The organism is Leptolinea tardivitalis, assembly GCF_001050275.1.
GTDB classification, from domain to species: domain Bacteria; phylum Chloroflexota; class Anaerolineae; order Anaerolineales; family Anaerolineaceae; genus Leptolinea; species Leptolinea tardivitalis.
In genome coordinates this window covers 612,741-635,024 of the sequence record NZ_BBYA01000008.1, presented here as the reverse complement: position 1 = coordinate 635,024, position 22,284 = coordinate 612,741, and the positions used below count along the sequence as shown (strand labels likewise).

Here is a 22,284-nt window from a genome sequence, read left to right as displayed (position 1 = left end):
TGGGTGTTTTCAACTGACATACTGTCGACGCCCAGGGGTTTGCAGAGGAGTTCTAAATGGCAAGAGTGAAAGGTGGTCCAAAAGGCCATCTGCGTCATAAAAAAATGTTGAAAATGAGCAAAGGCTCATTCGGCAGCCGCCATCGGCTTTTCCGCCGGGCAAATGAAACTATGCTGAAGGGTCTTTGGTATGCCACCCGCGACCGCCGCGTTCGTCGTCGCGATCTACGGAAATTGTGGATCGTTCGCATCAACGCTGCTGCACGTATCAATGGGATTTCTTACAGCCGTCTCATCGCTGGAATGAAATCTGCCGGTATTACCCTTAATCGGAAAATGCTGGCTGATCTGGCAGTTCGCGATCCAAACGCATTTGCGGCAGTGGTTGGAAAAGCGAAATCTGCGTAATTCCCCCTCTCTGTAAACAACAGGATGGCCTTAAGCCATCCTGTTTTCATTTTAAAAGCGGTAAAATCTTTTTATGGCAACGTATTTGTTTGGTTCTTTGACTGTCCAAATTGAACAGGGAGACCTTACCCGGCAAAAAGTTGATGCCATTGTCAATGCGGCCAATAAGCATCTGCAACACGGTGGTGGAGTTGCGGGTGCCATTGTCGCCCGTGGCGGATCCATCATCCAACAGGAGTCAAATGAATGGGTCCATTTGCACGGTCCAGTGACTCACAACCATCCAGCCATAACCGGTCCGGGTTCTCTTTTCTGCAAGTATATTATTCATGCGGTCGGACCAATCTGGGGTGAAGGCGCCGAAGTGGACAAATTGATTTGCACAATCAAGTCAAGTCTTCTGACAGCCAATGATCTTAAGTGTAAATCGGTTGCTTTTCCAGCGATTTCAACAGGAATTTACGGATTCCCTGTAAAACTGGCTTCAGAATGTTTTCTTCATGCTATTGAGCAATTTTCTAAAGAAGCGACCCTTCTCTTTCTCGAAACAGTCAAAATTGTTCTATTTGATACAGGAACTCTTCAAGTTTTTCTGGATACATTTTCTACAGGTTTAGAAAACGGATGATCACATCAAAAAAGAATCCGCGCATACAGTTGATCCGTTCCCTGCTTCAAGACAGAAAAAGTCGTGAAGAAACCCACCTTTATATAATCGAAGGTGTCAGGTTGGTGGAAGAAGCCTACGCGAAATCTGTTGATATTTCTGACATATTCTACTGTGATTCCCTTTCGGATCGAGGTAAATCATTGCTGGATCAGTTTTCCCACCAGAATATCCCTGTTGAAAAAGTCGATGAAGACGTTTTTCTGTCGATCATGGATACCGCTACGAGTCAGGGAATAGCGGCCATCTGCCGCTATTCGAAACCTACCTTACCTTCAAACCTCGATTTTTTGGTGCTTGCTGATCAACTTCGCGATCCGGGAAATCTCGGAACTCTGCTTCGTACAGCGGCAGCCGCAGGAGCACAGGCAGTCATTACAACCCATGGCAGTGTAGACTTGTATTCTCCTAAAGTTTTGCGTTCTGCCATGGGAGCACATTTTCATATGGTATGTATGGAAATGGATTGGCCTCAGATCATGGAAGAAATTACACCAGGAACGGCCAATGGCTTGACATCCTATGTAGCCGCCGCAGATGGAAAAGCGACTTGCTGGGAATGTGATTTCACAAAACCCACACTGTTAATCGTGGGCAGTGAAGCCAATGGAGCATCACAACAAGCCTTCCAGTTTGCTGATTGTCCTGTTTCCATTCCCATGCCCGGAGGTTTTGAATCATTAAATGCGGCCGTAGCCGCAGGCATTCTGTTATTCGAAGTTGTTAGACAAAGAAACAGCCCGATAAAAAAGGAGATCAAATGAAACATTTCATTGTTGAAATAAATTATCTGGTTCCAGTAGATCAACTTTCCGATGTTCTTCCAAATCATCGGGCATTTCTACAGACAGGATATGATCGTGGATTGTTACTATTATCCGGTCCCCGCGAACCGAGGATAGGCGGTATGGTTGTCGCCAGAGCCAATTCTCTGGAAGAAATCCAAGAATTCTTTAATAATGATCCATACCATCTGCAAAAGGTAGCAACTCATACATTCATAGAATTCAATCCGGTTCTGCATCAACCCTGGTTGGATAATTGGGTAAAAGGATGATATCTATTTAATTTGGCGGAAATTGACTATTACCAGGTTCTTTGAACAATCGCTGCTGGTATCAAATGAAAATCGTTTTGAGAGTCCACGTCCATTCTGATCAACCAGTCTGATCTGATATTCACCTTTTGTATCTGATGGTTTATCAGTAAGGAAAATCTCATATCCTCCCAAACCATAAATTGGTGCTGATCCTGTAATGCTCAGGAATTGAATATCTTTCCCATACATCGGTCCGGTAACCTGGACTGTGATCCCGGGAATTGGTCGTCCTTGGAGATCAAAAGCCTGACCTGCAATACCCGCCCAGTTACAGGTGCGGTCAGGTCTGAATAATGTGGCAGAAATGCTCTCAGGTGAAGCCTGAAGATCAAAGGTATAGAGGGATTCATCCTCAACCGTCGGCATTGGGCGAGTAGGAATTAAAGTAACTTCATTTTTCACAAAAGTGGGTTTGATTTCTGGTTCCAATGTCGAAGTCGCTATAGGATCATATCTTTCTATTGTTGCAGTAGCGATTTCATTTGCCAATACAGATGACGATGAATTCGACATTCTCCAGATGACATATCCGGCAACAACCACAGTAGCCATTCCAAGAATTATCGATAGGGCATTCCAGAGGCCGTTTAGAGCTTGAAGTTTTTGACGGCGACGTTTTCTGCGTTCATATCGAATTCTGGCAGGCCCGTATTTCACCTTCATATCCTTCAAGGAATCAGAATTTGTATTTGTGCAGTGGTTTTTGCCTGTTTAACCCAATCTGTTATCGCTTTACCCTGCAGAACCGTTTTTGCATCTGCAGTCAATTCTCTCGCAGGATCTCTTTCAATTACCTGCACAAGATGAAATCCAATGGCAGATTTTATTACCTGGCTAACCTGCCCCGGTTGTAACTGAAATGCTGCCTCTTCCACTTCAGGTTGAAGCAAATATCCTTTTGGGAACCAACCCAGATCACCTTTTGTGACAGGATCTGCATCGTTTGCCAGAGCAGCAAAATCAGAGCCGTTATCCACCTTTTGACGGTAATTTACAGCTGATTCTTCTCGAGAGAAAAATATTTGACGGGCATGCACCTGTTCAGCCGTGGCAGGTAGTGATTTTATAATCTGGTCGCGCTGCCACGCTGCGCCCAACGATCGGACGAGAAACCGGTGGTAAGAATCATTGGAATAAAAATTGGTTTGAAGCCAACTATTGAACGCATCCGGTCCGCCCATCGCTTGAGTAAGTTGGGTGATGTGAGCTTCTATATCAGTATCGGATATTTTGTAACCATTTTTCACTGCAGCCTGGTAGAGCAGCTCGTAACCAATTAAATCATCCTCAATCTTAGTTTTTTTCTCATCAGGTGTATATGTCTTTCCCAACGCCTGACTGGCAGCATCAAAACGTTTTACTTCTTCTTCATAATCTGAAAGAAGAATACCACCATCATTTACACGAATTGCCAGCGGTAAAGAAGTAGGTGTTGGAGGTGGAAAAGTGGCCGTTGGTGGAATCGGAGTGGGAGTTGGTTGAATGGGCTTCCCGATACATCCGGTAATAATAATAAATAGGAAAGCTAAACAAAAAGAAAATAATCGTTTTATTGAGGTTTGCATTCCAGAGATTATACCCAATAACAAAAGAGACTGTCTGTGTATATCTGCAGACAGTCTCTCTTTTAATTCAGTAAATTCTAGTATTCAGGTGGAGGCATGGGTGCCGGTTTTTCTTTTTCCGGCACATCAGTGATCAGGGCTTCCGTGGTGAGGATCATAGCTGCGATGGAGGCAGCATTTTCGAGAGCACCGCGGGTAACCTTGGCGGGATCAATTACGCCGCCTTTGACCATATCCATGAATTCATCGCGAAGAACATCGTAACCCATGTTTTTGTTCTTCTTGGATTTCTGTACCTGGCGCACGTTCTCCACAATGACAGAACCGTCTTTGCCGGCATTTTCAGCGATCTTGATCATGGGGATTTCAAGAGACTTGCGAACAATCTTGACACCAATCTGTTCGTCTTCGTTAGTCATCTTGACACCGTCGAGAGCAGAAACAGCGTTGATCAAAGCCACACCGCCGCCAGCTACGATACCTTCTTCAACAGCAGCGCGGGTAGCTGACAGGGCATCTTCCACACGATGTTTCTTTTCTTTCAGTTCGGTTTCAGTGGCAGCGCCTACACGAATGATGGCTACACCACCTGAGAGTTTGGCCAGACGTTCCTGCAGTTTTTCGCGGTCATAATCGCTGGTAGTCTTCTCAATTTCGACCTTGATCTGTTCGATGCGTCCTTTGATTTCTTTGTCATCACCTTTTCCACCAACAATGGTGGTGTTGTCTTTATCAGCAACAACTTTTTCCGCACGGCCAAGATCAGAAATGACCACAGATTCCAGCTTGCGGCCGGTTTCTTCAGAGATCACCTGACCGCCGGTCAGGATGGCGATATCCTGAAGCATGGCTTTGCGGCGATCACCAAAACCAGGAGCTTTGACAGCCAGAACATTCAGCATACCGCGCAGTTTGTTCAGAACCAGCGTAGCCAGAGCTTCACCATCAATATCTTCCGCGATAATCAGCAGATCGCGTTTGCCGATCTGAACGAGTTTTTCCAGAATGGGGACAATATCTGTAGCTGCAGAAATTTTCTTGTCATAGATCAAAACATACGGTTCCGGAATAACGGATTCCATGTGTTCTGAATCGGTGACGAAATACGGGGAGATATAACCGCGATCGAACTGCATACCTTCCACGTAGTCTTTTTCAAATTCGAGCCCTTTGGATTCTTCAACGGTAATAACGCCGTCTTTACCAACTTTATCCATAACTTCTGCGATCAGTTCACCGATAACACGATCCTGGGCAGAAATTGTAGCTACATTGGCAATTTCTTCTTTGGTGGTAACTTCGATGGCGTTTTTGGTGATTTCACCGGCTACAGCTTTGGCAGCTGTTTCAATGCCGCGTTTGAGCAGCATCGGATTGGCGCCGGCGGCCAGATTTTTCAAACCTTCGGTCACAATAGCGTGTGCCAGAACGGTTGAGGTCGTAGTGCCATCACCGGCAATATCATTTGTTTTGGTTGCGGCTTCTTTCAGAAGCTGGGCACCCATATTTTCAAATGGATCTTCGAGTTCAATTTCTTTGGCCACAGTAACGCCATCATGCGTGATGGTAGGTGAACCAAATTTGCGATCCAGGGCGACATTTCGTCCCTTGGGGCCAAGAGTTGTGGATACTGCATTTGCGACAATGTCAATGCCGTTTTTCAATTTGCGGCGTGCATCATCGGCGAAAATGATTTGTTTTGCACCCATTGTTCTACTCCTTCAATTAATTAGAATAAATTCTACTCAACGATGGCAAGAATATCGCTCTCGCGCAAGATAAGAAGTTTCTTGCCGTCGACCTTGATTTCAGTGCCAGAGTACTTGGCAAACAAAACCGTATCACCCGCTTTTACATCCATGGCGATACGTTTGCCACTTTCATCACGATCACCAGCTCCGACAGAAATGATTTTTCCTTTCTGTGGTTTTTCTTTGGCGGTTTCGGGGAGCACGATGCCACCGGCAGTAATATCTTCCTGCTCGATGGGTTCGACAACCACACGACTGCCTAAGGGTTTGAGAGTCATTGCCATATAATCCTCCTAATGCAGATTGATTTTCATGTTTTTAGCACTCAAGCATATAGAGTGCTAACAAAGCAAAATATACCTGCCTTTATATCGCAAGTCAAGATGTTTATAAACATTCTTATAAAGTTTTGATAATTACCCGCCGGAATAGACAATCCCGTAGGAAGAGCATATTTCTTCACTGGGCTTGATAATCGAAAGGATCGTCTGGTCTTGTGGAAAACCCTGTCGAACCTGATGTAAAACTTTTACCGCTTCATTGCAATATGGTTGTGATTTGCGGTGAAGGCCGGCCAAAACTGAACCATATGTGTAATAGTACACTACTGTGTTGGGACTTAGCGGCATTCCCTGTATGGTGATCTTTTCATCCTTTTTGGGGTCACAATCACGAATAGTGCAGCTGGTGTCAGCATCACAACCGTAAATAGCGCATTTTAAAGGATCGATGGATCCTTCATAGTTATGTGATTTGAAATACACAATTCCTAATTGGCCATAAACATCCGGACTTGTTGGATCGTATTGAATCGCTTTCTTTACGTTACGGGCTGCAATAAAAAATTCACCCATTTGAGTGTATGTTTTTCCAATCGCCAGATAAGGAATTGAGTCACGAACCCCCAGATTCTCGTTGATTGTTGCAGCCTGTGCAAAATATTCAATGGCACGTTCATATTGCTTAAGTTGACGGTAGTTTAATCCAATGGAAATTTGCAGAAATGTCAAATTTGGCGTGATTTTTACTGCCTCTTTATATTCATTTATTGCAACATCATAATTCCCCAGGGATTCATTGACATAGGCATTGACCCGGTGAACATCCATAATTTGTTCATTGCGTTCGTTCGCCTGTGCAACAGCCTGTGTAATTACCTGAGATGATTGATCCCACTTTTGTTGGTCTATCAAAATTTCAGCATAATAAGCCAATGCCAGTGTATTCTGGTTATCCAGCTGCAATGCTCGAACAGCATTTTGTTCAGACTCCGTCATGTAACTATCGCGCTTCTCTGTATTCAGGGGATTGTTGGCATTCCAATCCAGGGTAAAAGCCCGAATTGCCCAGGCGTCGCTGTTTTCCGGAGAAACCTTGACAGCCTGATCGGCCGATTGGAGCGCTTCTGCCAATCGCTTTTGTCGATCTTTGTCTGTTGTTAATAAATTCGATGAATACGTTTGAATACGTGCAAGCTTTGACCACAATTCGCCATCATTTGGTGACAATCTGGTGGCATTGTTATATGCTATTATGGCTTTATTCAAATCGCCAGCTTTAAAATGTGTTTCACCTTCGAAAGCAAAAGAATTGGCATTCCGTGTTGGTGTTAAGGTAGGGGAAAATAATGGCTGTACCTGCCCTGTATTAACAGCTCGCAGCAAAAGGACACAGCCAAGAATTAGCATAATCCAAACCAGCATTCGGTAAGGATCAGATGAGGGTTTCTCAGGTCTGAATTCAGGTCGCTTGTCTATTAGATACATAATGGCTTATTTTGCATTTTCAGCCGTTGGTACAGGTGTACTTTTGCTAATCTTTGGAACTGGAGTTCCCTTCCCCTTATCGGGTGTTTTTTCCATATCAGCTTCTGAAGGTACACCGGGAGTTGTATTTACTGGATTCAATTTATCAGGACTTGTTGGATTTCCTGAACAAATATTGACGATTTCCTGTGCATTAAAAACAGATACTTCGTCATTTTTCACACCTTCAAGCAAGGTTTGTGAAATCGGAAGTGCATCACCACACATCCCCAAATTCGCCAATGCCAGGCCATAGGTGAAATAGAACTCTGCAACACGGCCATAGTCCAATGGCAATCCTTTCACCTCTTCTCCACTATCAGCCGTTCCACCCGAAACGGCCATTTTCAACGGTTTGATGGCATCTTCAAACTGTTTGTTCTTATAGTACATGGTTCCCAGATTACCATACATATATGGATCAGTCGGATCCACTTTCAATGATTGTTCGGCAAATTGTATGGCCTTGGCATATTCACCAATGGCCGCATACGTGCGGGAAATATAGTAATTCGGAAGAGGATCACCCGGATTTAATGCATTCGCCCGGTTAAACTCTTCGACGGCTTTATCATATTGTTCAAGGTACCGATAATTTCTTCCAAGCGCCAGATGTAGATCTGCGATATTTCCATTTATGGCAACAGCCTGTTCAAATTCTCGGGCAGCATCAGCATAATTTCCAGTCAATTCCAGAACAATACCACGGGCTCTATGCGTTGACAGGCTATTGGGAGCGATTGTTTGTGCATTACGTGATGCTTCGACGGCTTTATCCAAAGAACCTATACTGCCTGTTCCTGCCTGGGTCTGATTTGCCAGCACTTCAGCCCGATAAGCGTAGGCATCTGCATTATTCTGATCCAATTCAAGTGCTTTGGTAAAAGCTGCCTCCGCTCCAAGGTAATCACCCTGCAGTCCCAGAGCCCATCCCCGAATGGCATGTGCCGAAGAGTTATTTCCGTTCAACAGCAAAGCATTTTCAGCATTCTTGACAGCATCCTCATATTTACCGGTATATATCAGTAGCCGTGCCAGTGAAACATAAGTAGCAGGATTCCTCGGGTCAGATTGGACAGCTTCGTTATATAAATTGATCGCCTGGTTGAATTTTCCTTCATTTTCCAGTCGTTGTGCTTCGGTAATATATGATTCAGGTGCTCGTGTGGCTGTTGGAGTCGGAATAAACAATGGTGGTGTGGATGGAACAATTACCTGATTAACATAAACTCCACCGGCAATCAGGATAATGAGCACCAAAATTCGCCCAAATTTAATCGGCTTCCGCCGTTTATTCATGCTCCAATTACTGCCTTTTAAATACATAATCGCATCTTACCATTAGAGGAAAATACCGGTCAAGTTAACCTGCGCGTATAATTTGATCATGAAATTTGATATTTTCACTTTATTTCCCGAAGTATTTCAACCCTATATCGATGCCAGTATCATCAAACGGGCAAGGCAGAACGGACTGGTTGAAATTTGCCTTCACAATATACGTGATTGGGCTTTCGATCGTCATCATACTACAGACGACACGCCCTATGGAGGGGGTGGCGGGATGGTTATGAAACCTGATCCTGTTTTTTCCTGCGTGGAAGATGTTCTGGGATCGGATTTTTCCATTCCATTGATTTTGATGACCCCTCAAGGAAGACCTTTCACCCAACAAGTCGCCAAAGAATTATCTGATTTTCCTCATATTGCCCTTCTTTGTGGACATTATGAAGGAGTGGATGAACGTATTCGGGAACATCTGGTGACAGATGAAATCTCCATTGGTGATTATGTGCTCACAGGTGGAGAATTACCCGCACTGGTTATTCTCGATGCTGTTTCCCGTTACATACCCGGTGTTCTTGGAGACCCAACGGGAGCCGAGGATGATTCCCATGCCTCCGGGTTATTAGAATATCCACACTACACACGGCCTCCAATATTCCGAGGATGGTCAGTACCGGATGTTCTTTTATCGGGCAACCACGCAGAAATCAACAAGTGGCGTCATGAACAATCCATTCAACGGACAGCAAAAAAAAGGCCGGATATTTTAGAGAAATATAAGAAAGAGCATATTGAATAGTCAGTAAATTTCAATTTTATACTTTTGAATAAAGATTCCTGAGTAGCAAGAATCGTTTTCTTGATATACAATAATCTCAGTACCAAATATTTCTTCAAGAGGAGAACTATGAAAACCAGATTGTTTGCTGTACTAAGTTTTATCGTGGTTTTGAGCATGGTCATCACAGGCTGTGCTCCTGCCGCTGCTCCTGCTGCTCAGGCGACAGCCGCCCCTGCCGCCAGCGCAGAAGTTGACTGCACAAAAGCTGATTCTTTTTGTGTAGGTCTCGTCACCGATGTAGGTAAAGTTGATGATAAATCTTTCAACCAGTCAGCGTATGAAGGCCTGAAGAAGGCTGAAAAAGAACTGGGTGCCACCATCAAATACATCGAAACCACTGATTCAAAAGACTACGGCAAGAACATCGCCACCTTCGCCGAAAATGGTTACAAAGTCATCGTGACTGTCGGTTTTGCTCTGGGTGAAGCCACAATCGCCGCTGCCAAGCAGTACCCGGATGTCAAATTCATCGGTGTAGACCAGTCTCAGACCGATGTTATCCCGAACCTCAGCGGTATCATCTTCGACGAAGACAAATCTGGCTACCTCGCTGGTGTTTTGGCCGGTTTGATGACCAAATCCAATAAGGTCGGCGGCGTATTTGCTACTGACACTATTCCTCCAGTATGGCGGTTCGGTGAAGGTTATCGCGCTGGTGTCAAATCTGTTAACGATAAAGCTGAAATCAATATTGTCTACCACAATGATGTCGGTCTGGATAAAACCTTCGTTGATCCCGAATGGGGCAAGACCACAGCCAACTCTATGATGGACAAGGGTGTTGATGTTATCTTCAGCGCTGGTGGCAAGACCGGTAATGGCGGTTTGATTGCTGTTGCTGGTAAATCCACAGCTGACAAACCCATCTACGCCATCGGTGTGGATGCCGACCAGTATTATTCCGTTCCCGAAGCCCAGAAGGTTCTGCTCTCCAGCGCCATGAAAGATATCACCCCGGCTGTCTTCGATAACATCAAAGCTGTCAAAGACGGCACCTACAAGGGTGGTAACTTCGTTGGTCCAGTCTTCCTGGCTCCTTTCCATGATTTGGATTCTGCCGTTTCTGCAGATATCAAAGCCAAATTGGATGAGGTCAGCAAAGGTTTGAAAGACGGCTCCATCAAGACAAACGTTGCTCCAACCAAACCCGGATAAACTAAGTTTTTCTTTTAGTAAAAAAAAGAGAAAGGGCATAAACCCTTTCTCTTTTTTTAAGATGAAACTCATTATCTTTTTTAGGAATAATTAGTTAGAATCAAATATTCCACACGCAGGTTATCAGTGAGATCAAATAAGGAGATGGTATTTGATGGATAAGGAGAATTTAAAACCACAGGAACCTACGCCCCCCGAACCAATAAACGATAGCAAATTTATCAATATCTACCTTGTTCCCATTTTGGCTGTTGTTACAGCATTGATTCTTGGTGCATTTATCATTTGGTGGGTAGGTGGAAATCCTTTACTTGCATACAAGGGGCTTCTTCAAGGAGCTTTTGGAAGTGTTCGTGCATTAAGTGAAACCACAGTGTGGGCTTCACCCTATATTTTTGCCGGCCTTGCTGTAGCCGTAGGTTTTAAAGGTGGATTGTTCAATATTGGTGGAGAAGGTCAATTGGCATTTGGTGCCGTAGCAGCTTCCTGGGCAGGTTATGCTCTTCCAGGTATCTTCCATGCTCAAATTCCCCCTATCCTTCACATCCTCCTTTCAGTTGGCATAGGTATGTTGGCTGGTGCAATCTGGGGCGGTATTCCGGGGTACCTGAAGGCCAAAACCGGCGCACATGAAGTGATTAATACCATTATGATGAACTATATTGCGCTCAATTTGACTAGCTTTTTGTTAAATGGGCCAATGAAAGATCCCAGTCCGTCTAACGTGATTGCACGCACACCCCTTATTGCTGAGAGCGCCCGCATACCGGCTATTTTCCCAAACTATCGATTTCATTGGGGCTTTATTCTTGCTTTAGCCCTAGCTTTCGGTGTTTGGTGGTTATTGTGGAAAACCAGATTGGGTTTTGAAATTCGCACTACCGGTTTAAATCCTGATGCGGCAAAATATGCCGGTATTGATGTAGCCAAGACAATTGTCATCGCAATGAGCCTTTCTGGTGCCCTGGCTGGTCTGGCAGGAGCCATAGAAGTAACAGCTTTGAATTACAGACATGAACTAGGCTTCTCATCTGGTTATGGATTTGATGCAATTGCCATTGCCCTTCTTGGCAAAAACCACCCGTTAGGCGTCGTTCTCGCTTCTCTCCTGTTTGCCGCCATGCGTAATGGTGCTACAAAGATGCAGTTTCTAACACAAATTCCGGTTGATATTATTTCGATCATTCAAGCATTGATTCTGCTCTTTGTTTCAGCCGATGCCATTGTGCGTTACATCTATCGCATCCGCACCCCACAGGAACGTGTTGTTTACACCCGTGGTTGGGGAAAATAGGAGCCTATCATGGATTTAAAACGATCTATCTTCATTACTATAATTGTGGCATTTCTATATTCCATTGTTATTCTGATTGGCAAAGATACAACTCAACCATTAATCATCCTTACATCAATGATCGCCACGACCATCTCAGTGGCAACTCCGCTCACACTGGGTGCTCTTTGCGGAACTTTTTGTGAACGATCTGGTGTCACCAACATCGGTATTGAAGGGATGATGCTCTCTGCAGCATTCTTTGGTTGGCTGACTTCAATTTATTTGAACACCATCTATCATGTCACCCCATTACCCAGCCTCCTTATCGGTGTTTTTGTCGCCATATTAACCGGAGGGCTTCTGGGATTATTGCATGCCTGGTTATCTGTTACATTCAAAGTAGACCAGATCATCAGCGGCACGGTAATTAATATTCTGGCAACTGGTGTGACAGGCTTTTTGAACCGTCAACTGTTTTTTGAAAAAGGTAGTATTTTCGGAGGCAATGTTCCTCACGCTCCCGGTACACTTCCAATTATTGCCATTCCAGGTCTTTCACAAATTCCTGTGTTCGGTAAAGTTTTCGAACAACAACCTATTGCCTGGACAGCAATAATTCTGGTCTTTGTTGCCAACTTCGTCCTTTTCCGAACCCGCTGGGGATTACGTACTCGTGCTGTAGGTGAACATCCTCGCGCCGCAGATACTGTCGGTATTAATGTCTCTTTCATGAGATATATCAATGTCATCATTGGTGGTTGTTTGGCCGGATTAGGTGGAGCGTACTTTACTCTTGAGTCCGTTCCATCTTTTGAACCCCTTATGACCAATGGTCGTGGATTTATCTCTCTGGCAGCAATGATTTTTGGCAATTGGACTCCCTTGGGAGCATGGGCGGCAGCACTGGTCTTTGGAGCAGCGCAGGCCTTCCAGATCAACCTTCAATTCTTCCGCGATCTCATTCCACCTCAATGGGCTTTTCTTCAACAATCATATATCGTTGGCCTTACTCCTTATATACTGACCATGATTATTTTGGCCGGATTGATCGGGCGTACCACAAGTCCTGCAGCTGATGGCACCCCCTACGAGAAATAAAAACCGGAAACGATCAGGAGATAAAAATGGATACTGTTCTCGAAGTAAAAGGTATTACAAAAAAGTTTCCCGGTGTTCTGGCCAATGACCATGTAGATTTCAATCTGAGAAAAGGTGAAATTCACGCATTACTGGGGGAAAACGGTGCCGGGAAATCTACATTGATGAATATTATCTACGGATTGACATCACCGGATGACGGAGAAATATTGATTAATGGGAAGGCTACCCATTTTCATTCACCTAAAGACGCTATTGCCTGCGGTATCGGAATGGTTCACCAGCATTTCATGCTCGTTCCCGTTTTCACGGTAGCTGAGAATATCATGCTTGGGTCAGAGAAATTGCGTAATGGTGTTCTCGACATAGTGCAGGTTAATAAAGACTTGAAAGAGCTTTCCACTCAGTATGGCTTGGAAATTGATCCAACCTCTCTGGTACACGACCTTCCGGTGGGTATTCAGCAGCGTGTTGAAATTATCAAAGCTCTCTATCGGAAAGCGGAGATTCTTATCCTCGATGAACCTACCGCGGTACTGACTCCACAGGAAGTGGAAGATCTTTTCATTATCATTCGCAAGCTGGTGGATCAGGGTATTTCTGTAATATTCATCACTCACAAATTGAAAGAGGTTCTTTCCATCGCAGACAGAATTACGGTAATGCGTGGTGGAAAAGTGATAGCTACAGATGATCCGAAACAGACAAATGAACAGGCACTGGCTTCCCAGATGGTCGGCCGCACTGTTATTCTGAAGGTCGATAAAACTCCGGCAAAACCCGGTGATGTTGTTTTAAGTGTGAAGGACCTTCATGTACAGGATGACCGGAAAATCGAAACGGTTCGCGGTGTCAGCTTTGAAGTCCGAAAGGGCGAGATACTGGGTATAGCCGGTGTGCAGGGAAACGGACAAACCGAACTGGCAGAAGCGATGACAGGACTTCGTCATGCCATTTCTGGTGAAATCAGAATTCAAGACCAAAATGTCTTCAATCATCCTCCGCGTGATCTGGTAGAAAAAGGTATGGGCCATATCCCGGAAGATCGTCAAAAACACGGTTTTGTGATGCAATACCCGATTTCAGATAACCTGGTCTTGTGCTCATACTACGTTTCGCCATTTTGTCGGAGGGGAGTTCTTCAAAACTCGGCAATTGGGACAAATGCAGAGAATTTGATCAAACGGTTCGATATTCGCACCCCAAGTCCCTATGTCCCCACTTCCAAATTATCCGGCGGTAATCAACAAAAAGTAATTGTTGCACGCGAACTTTCGAGGAATATCAAATTCCTGGTTGCCAATCAGCCTACACGCGGTTTGGATGTTGGTTCAATTGAATATATCCACCATGAGATCGTTCAAATGCGCGATGAAGGGATTGGTGTGGTATTGATTTCGGCCGAGTTGGATGAAATTATGGCACTTTCCGATCGTATTGCCGTTATGTATCATGGTGAGATTGTAGCCATCCTCCCGGCCGATAAAGTCACCCGCGAAGAATTGGGGTTAATGATGGCTGGTTCTCTGAAACCGGAAGTAAGCACCATCTAGTTTGTTTTTACATTATGTAACAAGAGAATGATCGTTATTAATAAACTGCACCCCATTCGGTTGGTATCATCCAACGTCTGGGGTGCAGTTTACAATAAGCATCTATTCTGTAAAAAATCCAAAATCAGTTTCAAAAAGAGACTCAAAGATTCTGGATGTAATAATTACGCCTTTAGCTACTACATACAATATGGTTGAAGAAGGGAACATTGGGCGAGCCTTTTTACATATCCCCTATTCATAATTTAGAAACCGATTAGAGATCAATCTCGATGAAAATCGGGGTAATTAAAGCTTGTGAACGGAAGTAATTGATTAATTTATAAAGTAATACTTCTGTGATAATTGTATTTTTTGCGACAATCAAAATTCCATTTCTATCTACAACATCCCTTGTGAGAACCATTCCTGTTTTAAGATCATCAATATAAATTTGTTTTTCCCCCAATTTGGGTTTTGTAGCGTAGTATGCCAATTGTTCATCTATCTGAAGCACCTTTGTGCAAAAAACGCTGAAAATTTTCGGGTCATATTCAGTCTCTCGTGCTTTCATTGCATTAATGGCCGCGACTGAACTGATCAGATTTCCGCGAAAACGGTCATAATCCAAAACTATTTTTAAAATACGTGAGACGATTGAAATGTCTTTTCTATACGGAGAACCAGGCTCAGTTATATCCCAAAATACACAATTCTGATCGCCTACGGCCTCTGCGATTGTTTCCATGCGTGGAATATTCATCAGTAACTGCCGGCCAACCCGGGGTATTGAATTGATTATTTCGCGCTCACCATCCAACAATTCTTTCTTCTGGTAGTTCTTGAGTAAAAGCTCTTGTGGGATTGTAACTGCCCCAATTTGAGATAATAATACTGCCAGCTCGATTTCCCACATTCTTTCCTGCATATCCAGTGCTTCTGCAAGATTATGTGCCAGTTTTCGAAGGCGTGTTGCTTGTGTAAAAATGAAAGGACTCTGGGCTTCAAGTATGTCAACCAAAACTTTGATACTGCCATTTAAAGTTTTTGATAGCAAATCTCGTTCACTCAGAATTAGCTGGTTATATCGCACCGCGTCTTTTACAGCCTGTATAAAAACATCTGATGGGCAAGGTTTGAGTAGAAACCGAAAAATGTTCCCTTTATTCACGGCTTCCAGAGCCATACCCATATCGGCAGCCCCTGTCAATAAAACTCGAGTAGTGTCTGGAGCAATTTCTTTAACTTTTGCTAAAAGATTAATTCCATTCATCCCGGGCATGTGATAATCGGATATGATCACATTGGGGATAGATTTTTCCTTTATGATACTTATTGCATCATGTCCGTTTTTCGCGGTGAAAATTTCTCCCAAATCCTCTTCAAATAAAGTCCGGGAAAGGGAAGATAATACATTTATTTCGTCATCCACTATTAAGATTGTTTTTTCAGTCATAGATTTCCCCTCGTAATTAACTATGATTCCTTATTTTCAGTTGAGCTGATATAAATACTTTTGGCAACCTCTGTCCATTCATCTAGATAGTTGACAAGGCCGTTTCTCTTCAGGTATGACATATCCAAATACGAAGAGTAATTGATTTCAATTTCATTCTTTACCATATTTGCCAGACCATTGGCCACATACATTACGGAAAGTAGATCTGGATCTTCTCTTACTATTGAATAAGGTCGATGGTGAAATGTGACAGAATCCACTATTGGAGTAGGTATCCCCCACATAGCAAGCAGATATCCACCGATTTCGGCATGAGATGTCTTCAACATTCTATATTCTTCTTCCAATGAAATTTCCCCCCTGCCATTGGTATAAATTTGATTCATAAATTCAGGGAAACTCAATAAAGCCAGTTTCCCAATATCATGCAATATGCCAGAAATCCTGGCATTTTCTTGATCTTGAATTGACATGTTTAATTTCTGAGCCAGCGTATAGGCGACACTACTCACAAGCAAGGAGTGTTTCCATATCGAATTAATACCGACAGGATTTATTCCATATTCCTGATATTCTGAAAATATACAAATACCTAAAACCAGCGCTTTAACTGTATTAAACCCCAGTATGGAAACAGCCCGTTGTGGGCTGTTGATGTTTTCCGACAAACAAAAAAAGGCAGAATTGACCAATTGAAGAATTTTCGCTGTCATTGCCGTATCTTTGGCAATAATATTGCCTATAATTTGTGTACTGGCGTTTGGCGAATCCAGCTCTTTAATCAATTGATTATATAAAACAGGAACGCTGGGTAAACGTTTAATTTCTGTGATCAATTTTTTTAATTCAGGGTTAGCTACCAAGTCACGTAGACGGCAAGCCCTTTCAACAATTACGAAAATGTGGTCAATATCACTGGGTTTTGCAATCATTTGATGTACCACTGATGTGGATCGCATTGCCTGAGTATCAGTAACATTGCCGGAAAGAACAAAACGCATTACGCCCGGATATGTCCTGCTTACAAGATCTAGAAGCTGAATTCCATCCATCATAGGCATCTGTATATCTGCGATTATGGCATCAAAAGGTTCGTTGGAAAGTTTCTGTAATGCCTCTTTTGCGGTTGATGCAAAATCAGTCCTCCAGTGATCACTGTATTCTTCCACAGATCTCTTTAACCCCTGAAGTATCTTTGGGTCATCATCAACAAACAATATCGAATGGATTTGATTTCCCATCAGGTTGTACTCTCTGATACATTAATTGGTAATTCGATTGTAAATGTTGTTCCTTCGCCAACATTAGAATCTACGTAGATTTTTCCTTTGTGCTTTTGGACAATGATCTGATGGGCCAGAGAAAGTCCTTGGCCGGTTCCTTTCCCCACACCCTTCGTAGTAAAAAATGGATCAAATATTCTTTTCCTGATGTCTTCGGGAATACCAATTCCAGTATCCTGAATTTTTATAGCGATTTGATTTTCAATTTTATAGGTACTTATTGTTATTGTCCCCTTTTCACCTGATTCTGGTGGATGTTTTTCTTGTATTGCCTGTACAGCATTAACAATCATATTAAGAATTACCTGGTTAATTTCATCAATCTGACAGAAAACGGCAGGGAGATTAGGATCCAGATTAGTAACCAATTCGGCAGAATACTTCCATTCATTTCGTGAAATGGCAACTGTCGTCTCAATACCATGATTGATATCTGCCATTTTTTTCTCTCTATCTGAAGGGTGTGAAAACTCTCGCATAGCCATAACAATTTTTCGAACACGTTCAACTCCTTCCAGCGATTCATTCACTGCAACAGTACTTTCACTGAGATAATGCTCGATTCGAGTACGCTTTTTTACATCTTCCACTTTATCTAATTGTGCCTGTTGGATTATGTGACCTGTCTCCAACTCCAAACTTTGGTAAGCATTCATGACTTCTTCAAACCGAAATATGGTTTTTTGAAGAAATCTCAAGTTATCTCCCACATACTGAATCGGAGTGTTAATCTCATGCGCGATTCCGGCAGCCATTTGACCTATGGCCTCCATTTTTTGTGAGAGGGCAGATTGAGCTTCTGCTTTCATCCTTTCAGTCACATCTTGAAATACGACCACATGGCCCATTGATTTCCCCTCAGGTGATTTTAAGATCTTGATACTTCCTACTATCAGAATTCTTTCACCTGATTTCTGGATCAAGGTATTGGTCTTATAACCTGAATTCTGTTGCTGAAATTTGGTATTTATTTCCAAATTCTCGATCAGGTTCTGAATAGGTTGGTGAGTGTTCGGGTCTAAAATGCGGAATACATCATTCAGGGGTTTATTAATTATTTCTTGTGTGTCATACCCAGTAATAATTTCTGCAGATCGGTTGAAAAGGATGATCATCCCATCATTATTTGTAATGATCACCCCTTCTGCCAGGCTCATGATTGTTGTGGATAAGAGCTCTTTCTCTGCGGCCAACATACGCTGGAAAGTAATACGCTGATTGATTTCTTCCTGAAGGTTTAAATTTGAGAGTTTTAATTTTTCTGTAAGCCGTGAACGGAGGATGGCATTACCGGCTAATTGCAAAATGATTCCCACGAGTCTTTCTTCAATCTCATTGATTGTTCTCGGAGAAGGGAAAAAAATACTAAGTACCCCAATTATTCCTTCTTTGCACTCAATAGGAAAGAAACCACCATTTTGATTTTTGGGAATGAAGTTTTTAACCTTTTGTGAAAGAATCTCATCCTCCTGCATATTAATTACAAAATATGGTTTATTAGTAGAGAAAACGTGTCCATGAATACCTTCATCCGAATTGAGGGTCAGACCAGCCAATTGCTCAAACCATCCAATAGCCGTATAAAGAACAAGTTTTTTAGTCTCCGGTTCGTACAGAAAAATGGCTCCATCATAGCAATCGATAATCCGCAGTGTTTCTGACAATAACATCTGCAACAATTCTTTAACGGTGTCAGCTGATCTTAAATAATTAGATAAGTTGTATACCGTTTCCATTTCTAAAATTCGTTGTTTTAATGCCAGCTCAGCTTCTTTTCGTTTAGTGATATCGTGTGAAATACCAAAAGTTCCTATGATTTCTCCAGCACTGTTTCGTAGTGGCATTTTTGAAGTAGATATCCAACGTATGCGACCATCAGGAAATGTCTCTTTTTCTTCCAGATCAATTATCGATTTACCGGTTTGGATTATCTGCCTTTCAGCATCCATAGCAGGTTTGGCATGTTCTTCCTTGAAAAAGTCAAAATCTGTTTTTCCTACAGCCTGATTTACATCTTTCAAACCAAATATGGCTGCACCTGCTTTATTAATTCGGATAAATCTGCTTTGTAGATTCTTAAAATAAATAGCATCAGGGATGTTGTCCATTAATATCCGAAATAGATTACGTTCCTCGCGGATAATTGCCTCAGCACGCTTTCGTTCTGTAATATCCCGGGTGATTCCGATGACCTGTAAATTTCCCTGATCATCATATACCTCAGATACTGTAACTTCAGTGGATATTGTTGATCCATCTTTACGGATTTGATCCAACTCTAGTATTAATGATGTGGAATTCTTTCCATCCAGATAATCCGGAATACTATTCGCAAGAACAGTTTTCACTCGTTGATAAGAATCCTGTGTGAGCACATTAGACATTTTTTGTCTCATCATCTCATCAACAGAATAACCCAGAAGTTTTTTAATTGATGGACTGATAAAAGAAAAAGCCTCTGTTGATACATCCATAACCCAGATTACATCATTGGTGTATTCAGATATGAGCTGGTATTTATGATTTGCCTGAATGATCTCTTCTTCTGCCTTCTTTCGGTGCGTTATATCTTGAATTGTCCCTACAGCTAAAATCGGTCTTCCTTTTTCATCAATGCTCACATTACCTTTAACATTAATCCACAAAATTTCTTCTTTGCGATCATGAATTCGATATTCAATTTCAAAAAATCCTCCCTTTGATATAGATTTTTGCATTTCAGAAAATACGCGTTGTCTATCTTCAGGGAGAACACATTCAAAAATAGACTCATTGGTTGGAATGAATTCATCTTTTTTCTTTTGAAAAATCCGATATATTTCATCTGACCAGAACAGAGTATCGGTTTTTATATCCCATTCCCAAATCCCAACCTGAGCCGATTGTTGCGCCAGTCTATTTCTTGATTCGGATTTTTGTAATTCCACTTCCAATCGATTTTGCCTGACACGAGCTCTGATGGAATTAATGGTAAAGGATAGATCATTCATCAGGTTTTCTAAGAGGTCAACTTCTTCTACTGTAAAACTGTCAGCTTTGCGTGCGAATAATGTAAAAGCACCGATGACCTTGTTTTCAAGGATAATAGGCAGTGCGATGCAAGCGTTGAATCCCCGCTTGAAAGCTTCGTCACGATCCCAAAGATACTCTTGGTCATTTTGAATGTTCTGGACAAAGCAAACTTTGCCGCTGCAAATCGCTTTTATCGTTGGGTTATTCCTGCATCCAGTTTCATCCAAGGAGAGATTTATCGAACTAAGGAATCCATTATCAAATCCGAATTGTGCCTTAGGGCTAATGACTTTATCAACCTCAGTATTTCTGTAACCTACCCAGGCCATAAGGTAATCGCCATCCTCAACACAAATACGGCAGATCTCATTCAGCAATTCAATTTCATCACTGATCTTGACCAGCGCCTGATCGCAATTGCTTATTAAAAAGAAAGCCCGGTTTTTTCGCTGAAGAGCTTCATCGGCCAGTTTGCGTTCTGTGATGTCATTCGAAGTTCCAACAGTTATGCAGGCAACGGGCTCTGAATTCATATTCGTGAATTGCAGAATCGCATTAACTGAAAGCCACTTTAGCGAACCATCTGGATGAATAACTCGAAACTCTGTATGGATTGGGGATGTTACCCGGTTTTTTATTGCCGATACAGCGACTTCTTTGACTCGATTCACGTCTTCCACGTGAATCCGATTCAGAACATCGTTAATTTGAATTTTTTCCGCATTAAAACCAAAATGACGGCGAGTAGTATCATCAAGATAAAAAACATCTGATTCGAAAGATTGTTTCCAAATGCCAAGATCTGAGGCAACCATGGCTAGATTGAGAAGGGTTTCATACCTTCCAAAAGTCTCTACAATGGTTTTTATAGTAGAGACATCAATAAGGGTTACAACTGTTTGGAATGGTTGTTCGTTCCCAGGTAGAAAATCAGGGTAAGAATTGACAAGTAGCCATCGAAATATTTGAGAGACTGTATCAAACAATCCAATAGTTTTGTTATGTAACTGTTTGCCTGACTTTAACATAATAAAAAATGGATGTTTGTTTGTTGGAATTTCTAAGCCATCTTCGTAAAAATACCTGTATCGTGGGTTAATAAATGACCGACCAACAATTTCCTGGGTGTGAATATTAAATATTCGAGAAATTGCCGGATTCGCCTGTGTGACGATGCCATCTATATCAATGTGTAGTATGCCCAGGGTGATCAATTTATGTAGATCTCGTATTTGTTCCGCATCTGTCATGAAGTCCATACCGTCAGGCATCCCTCCAACATCAGATATGGTGGTAGGAACTTTGGATGATCGAGCCCTATTATGGGAAAGTTTTTCTTGTTTATCCGGATCTCTCATTATGTCCTAATCCAATCTTCGATTGATTACATTCTCTTTGAATTGGGTAAATACATTCAGATATCTTTGCATCTGAGTGCCGGATTACTAGATCATGTCATGATTAAAATGCCATAATGAGTCCAAATTCCATAAGAAATACTCCTACTTATCCCCTGCGCTGGCAAATCTTTGATGTTCCATAGCCCTGGTGAAATTGAAAGTTTCTATTTATCACCTGGATGTATTTATCATCAGAGAAATTTTGCTTAGACACTTTTCAAGGTTCTGGTTCCACGGGAGGTACTTTTTCCATTGTTGTAATTTTTTATCAAGGCATTCCCCCTGTAAATTAACAAACAATCACACGCGAAATCTTCATTATGGATATTGTAGTATTTAGGGGTCAAATACAAATATCTGTCAAAATACTGCTGGTTAATCATAACCCTCATGTTTCTTCAATTCTTTGGCTTGATGTAATCGTTTGATGATTTGGCCATATCACCCGATGAATTAAAAAAGCTGAAAAAATTGTGTAAAACAAAATTTGGTTCATTCTGCCTGTGGTTACCCTGCTATCAATTTTATGGATAATTGTGTCCGTAGATTATTGCCGTCTTATGATAGAAAATTCAGAGTTTATTTACAATGATTTATTTGATGTTTTTCATTCAAGTTGATGAATACAGTTAGTCAGTCTGATGTCT

At 42.3% G+C, this 22,284-nt stretch carries 18 protein-coding genes; 9 read left to right on the top strand and 9 right to left on the bottom strand.

The window, feature by feature from the left end; genetic code table 11:
• Window positions 1-56 precede the first annotated feature (56 nt).
• The 4 genes from rplT to LTAR_RS06850 all read left to right on the top strand — a co-directional run bounded on the left by rplT (window position 57) and on the right by LTAR_RS06850 (window position 2,131).
• Entirely contained in the window at window positions 57-407 is a 351-nt protein-coding gene (gene rplT, locus LTAR_RS06865; protein ID WP_062421426.1) for a 50S ribosomal protein L20, read from the top strand.
• A 73-nt stretch (window positions 408-480) separates the two neighbouring features.
• Window positions 481-1,035, top strand: coding sequence for a macro domain-containing protein (locus tag LTAR_RS06860; RefSeq protein ID WP_062421425.1), 555 nt, complete (start codon window positions 481-483; stop codon window positions 1,033-1,035).
• Entirely contained in the window at window positions 1,032-1,838 is an 807-nt protein-coding gene (locus tag LTAR_RS06855) for a TrmH family RNA methyltransferase (RefSeq protein ID WP_062421424.1), read from the top strand. The genes LTAR_RS06860 and LTAR_RS06855 overlap by 4 nt, the downstream gene beginning before the upstream one ends.
• Entirely contained in the window at window positions 1,835-2,131 is a 297-nt protein-coding gene (locus tag LTAR_RS06850; protein ID WP_062421423.1) for a YciI family protein, read from the top strand. The genes LTAR_RS06855 and LTAR_RS06850 overlap by 4 nt, the downstream gene beginning before the upstream one ends.
• Before the next feature lie 3 nt (window positions 2,132-2,134).
• On the opposite strand, the gene LTAR_RS06845 is transcribed toward LTAR_RS06850, so the two are convergent.
• The 6 genes from LTAR_RS06845 to LTAR_RS06820 all read right to left on the bottom strand — a co-directional run bounded on the left by LTAR_RS06845 (window position 2,135) and on the right by LTAR_RS06820 (window position 8,593).
• Window positions 2,135-2,830, bottom strand: a complete 696-nt coding sequence (locus LTAR_RS06845) for a hypothetical protein (RefSeq protein ID WP_139044435.1) — start codon at window positions 2,828-2,830, stop codon at window positions 2,135-2,137.
• An 11-nt stretch (window positions 2,831-2,841) separates the two neighbouring features.
• Window positions 2,842-3,738, bottom strand: a complete 897-nt coding sequence (locus LTAR_RS06840) for a peptidylprolyl isomerase (RefSeq protein WP_062421421.1) — start codon at window positions 3,736-3,738, stop codon at window positions 2,842-2,844.
• A gap of 77 nt (window positions 3,739-3,815) precedes the next feature.
• Window positions 3,816-5,447: a chaperonin GroEL gene (gene groL, locus LTAR_RS06835; protein WP_062421420.1), complete on the bottom strand. Its 1,632-nt coding sequence runs from the start codon at window positions 5,445-5,447 to the stop codon at window positions 3,816-3,818.
• 32 nt (window positions 5,448-5,479) lie between these two features.
• Window positions 5,480-5,767, bottom strand: a complete 288-nt coding sequence (gene groES / locus LTAR_RS06830; RefSeq protein WP_062421524.1) for a co-chaperone GroES — start codon at window positions 5,765-5,767, stop codon at window positions 5,480-5,482.
• Window positions 5,768-5,905: 138 nt separating this feature from the next.
• Window positions 5,906-7,192 carry a tetratricopeptide repeat protein gene (locus tag LTAR_RS06825; RefSeq protein WP_062421419.1) on the bottom strand — a complete coding sequence of 429 codons (1,287 nt, stop codon included), beginning with the start codon at window positions 7,190-7,192 and terminating at the stop codon, window positions 5,906-5,908.
• Between the two features lie 69 nt (window positions 7,193-7,261).
• The gene (locus tag LTAR_RS06820) at window positions 7,262-8,593 is read right to left on the bottom strand and encodes a tetratricopeptide repeat protein (protein ID WP_062531901.1); all 1,332 of its coding nucleotides are present in this window, start codon (window positions 8,591-8,593) and stop codon (window positions 7,262-7,264) included.
• Window positions 8,594-8,681: 88 nt separating this feature from the next.
• Here LTAR_RS06820 and trmD point away from each other — a divergent pair, with 88 nt between their 5' ends.
• The 5 genes from trmD to LTAR_RS06795 all read left to right on the top strand — a co-directional run bounded on the left by trmD (window position 8,682) and on the right by LTAR_RS06795 (window position 14,504).
• Complete coding sequence (gene trmD / locus LTAR_RS06815; protein WP_062421523.1) at window positions 8,682-9,380, top strand: tRNA (guanosine(37)-N1)-methyltransferase TrmD; 699 nt, start codon at window positions 8,682-8,684, stop codon at window positions 9,378-9,380.
• 108 nt (window positions 9,381-9,488) lie between these two features.
• A complete protein-coding gene (locus LTAR_RS06810) occupies window positions 9,489-10,577 on the top strand; it encodes a BMP family lipoprotein (RefSeq protein WP_062421417.1) in 1,089 nt (362 codons plus the stop codon).
• A 154-nt stretch (window positions 10,578-10,731) separates the two neighbouring features.
• A complete protein-coding gene (locus tag LTAR_RS06805; RefSeq protein WP_081419859.1) occupies window positions 10,732-11,871 on the top strand; it encodes an ABC transporter permease in 1,140 nt (379 codons plus the stop codon).
• A 9-nt stretch (window positions 11,872-11,880) separates the two neighbouring features.
• Window positions 11,881-12,951: an ABC transporter permease gene (locus LTAR_RS06800; RefSeq protein ID WP_062421416.1), complete on the top strand. Its 1,071-nt coding sequence runs from the start codon at window positions 11,881-11,883 to the stop codon at window positions 12,949-12,951.
• Window positions 12,952-12,977: 26 nt separating this feature from the next.
• A complete protein-coding gene (locus LTAR_RS06795; protein WP_062421415.1) occupies window positions 12,978-14,504 on the top strand; it encodes an ABC transporter ATP-binding protein in 1,527 nt (508 codons plus the stop codon).
• Between the two features lie 256 nt (window positions 14,505-14,760).
• Here the strand turns inward: LTAR_RS06795 and LTAR_RS06790 are convergent, their stop codons facing one another.
• The 3 genes from LTAR_RS06790 to LTAR_RS06780 are packed head-to-tail and all read right to left on the bottom strand — an operon-like array spanning window position 14,761 to window position 21,595.
• The gene (locus LTAR_RS06790) at window positions 14,761-15,939 is read right to left on the bottom strand and encodes an HD domain-containing phosphohydrolase (RefSeq protein ID WP_062421414.1); all 1,179 of its coding nucleotides are present in this window, start codon (window positions 15,937-15,939) and stop codon (window positions 14,761-14,763) included.
• Between the two features lie 20 nt (window positions 15,940-15,959).
• Window positions 15,960-17,183 carry a response regulator gene (locus LTAR_RS06785; RefSeq protein ID WP_062421413.1) on the bottom strand — a complete coding sequence of 408 codons (1,224 nt, stop codon included), beginning with the start codon at window positions 17,181-17,183 and terminating at the stop codon, window positions 15,960-15,962.
• Window positions 17,183-21,595 (bottom strand): PAS domain S-box protein, encoded by a 4,413-nt coding sequence (locus LTAR_RS06780; protein ID WP_062531902.1) that lies wholly within the window; start codon window positions 21,593-21,595, stop codon window positions 17,183-17,185. Before LTAR_RS06780 ends, LTAR_RS06785 begins: the two co-directional genes overlap by 1 nt.
• Between the last annotated feature and the right edge of the window lie 689 nt (window positions 21,596-22,284).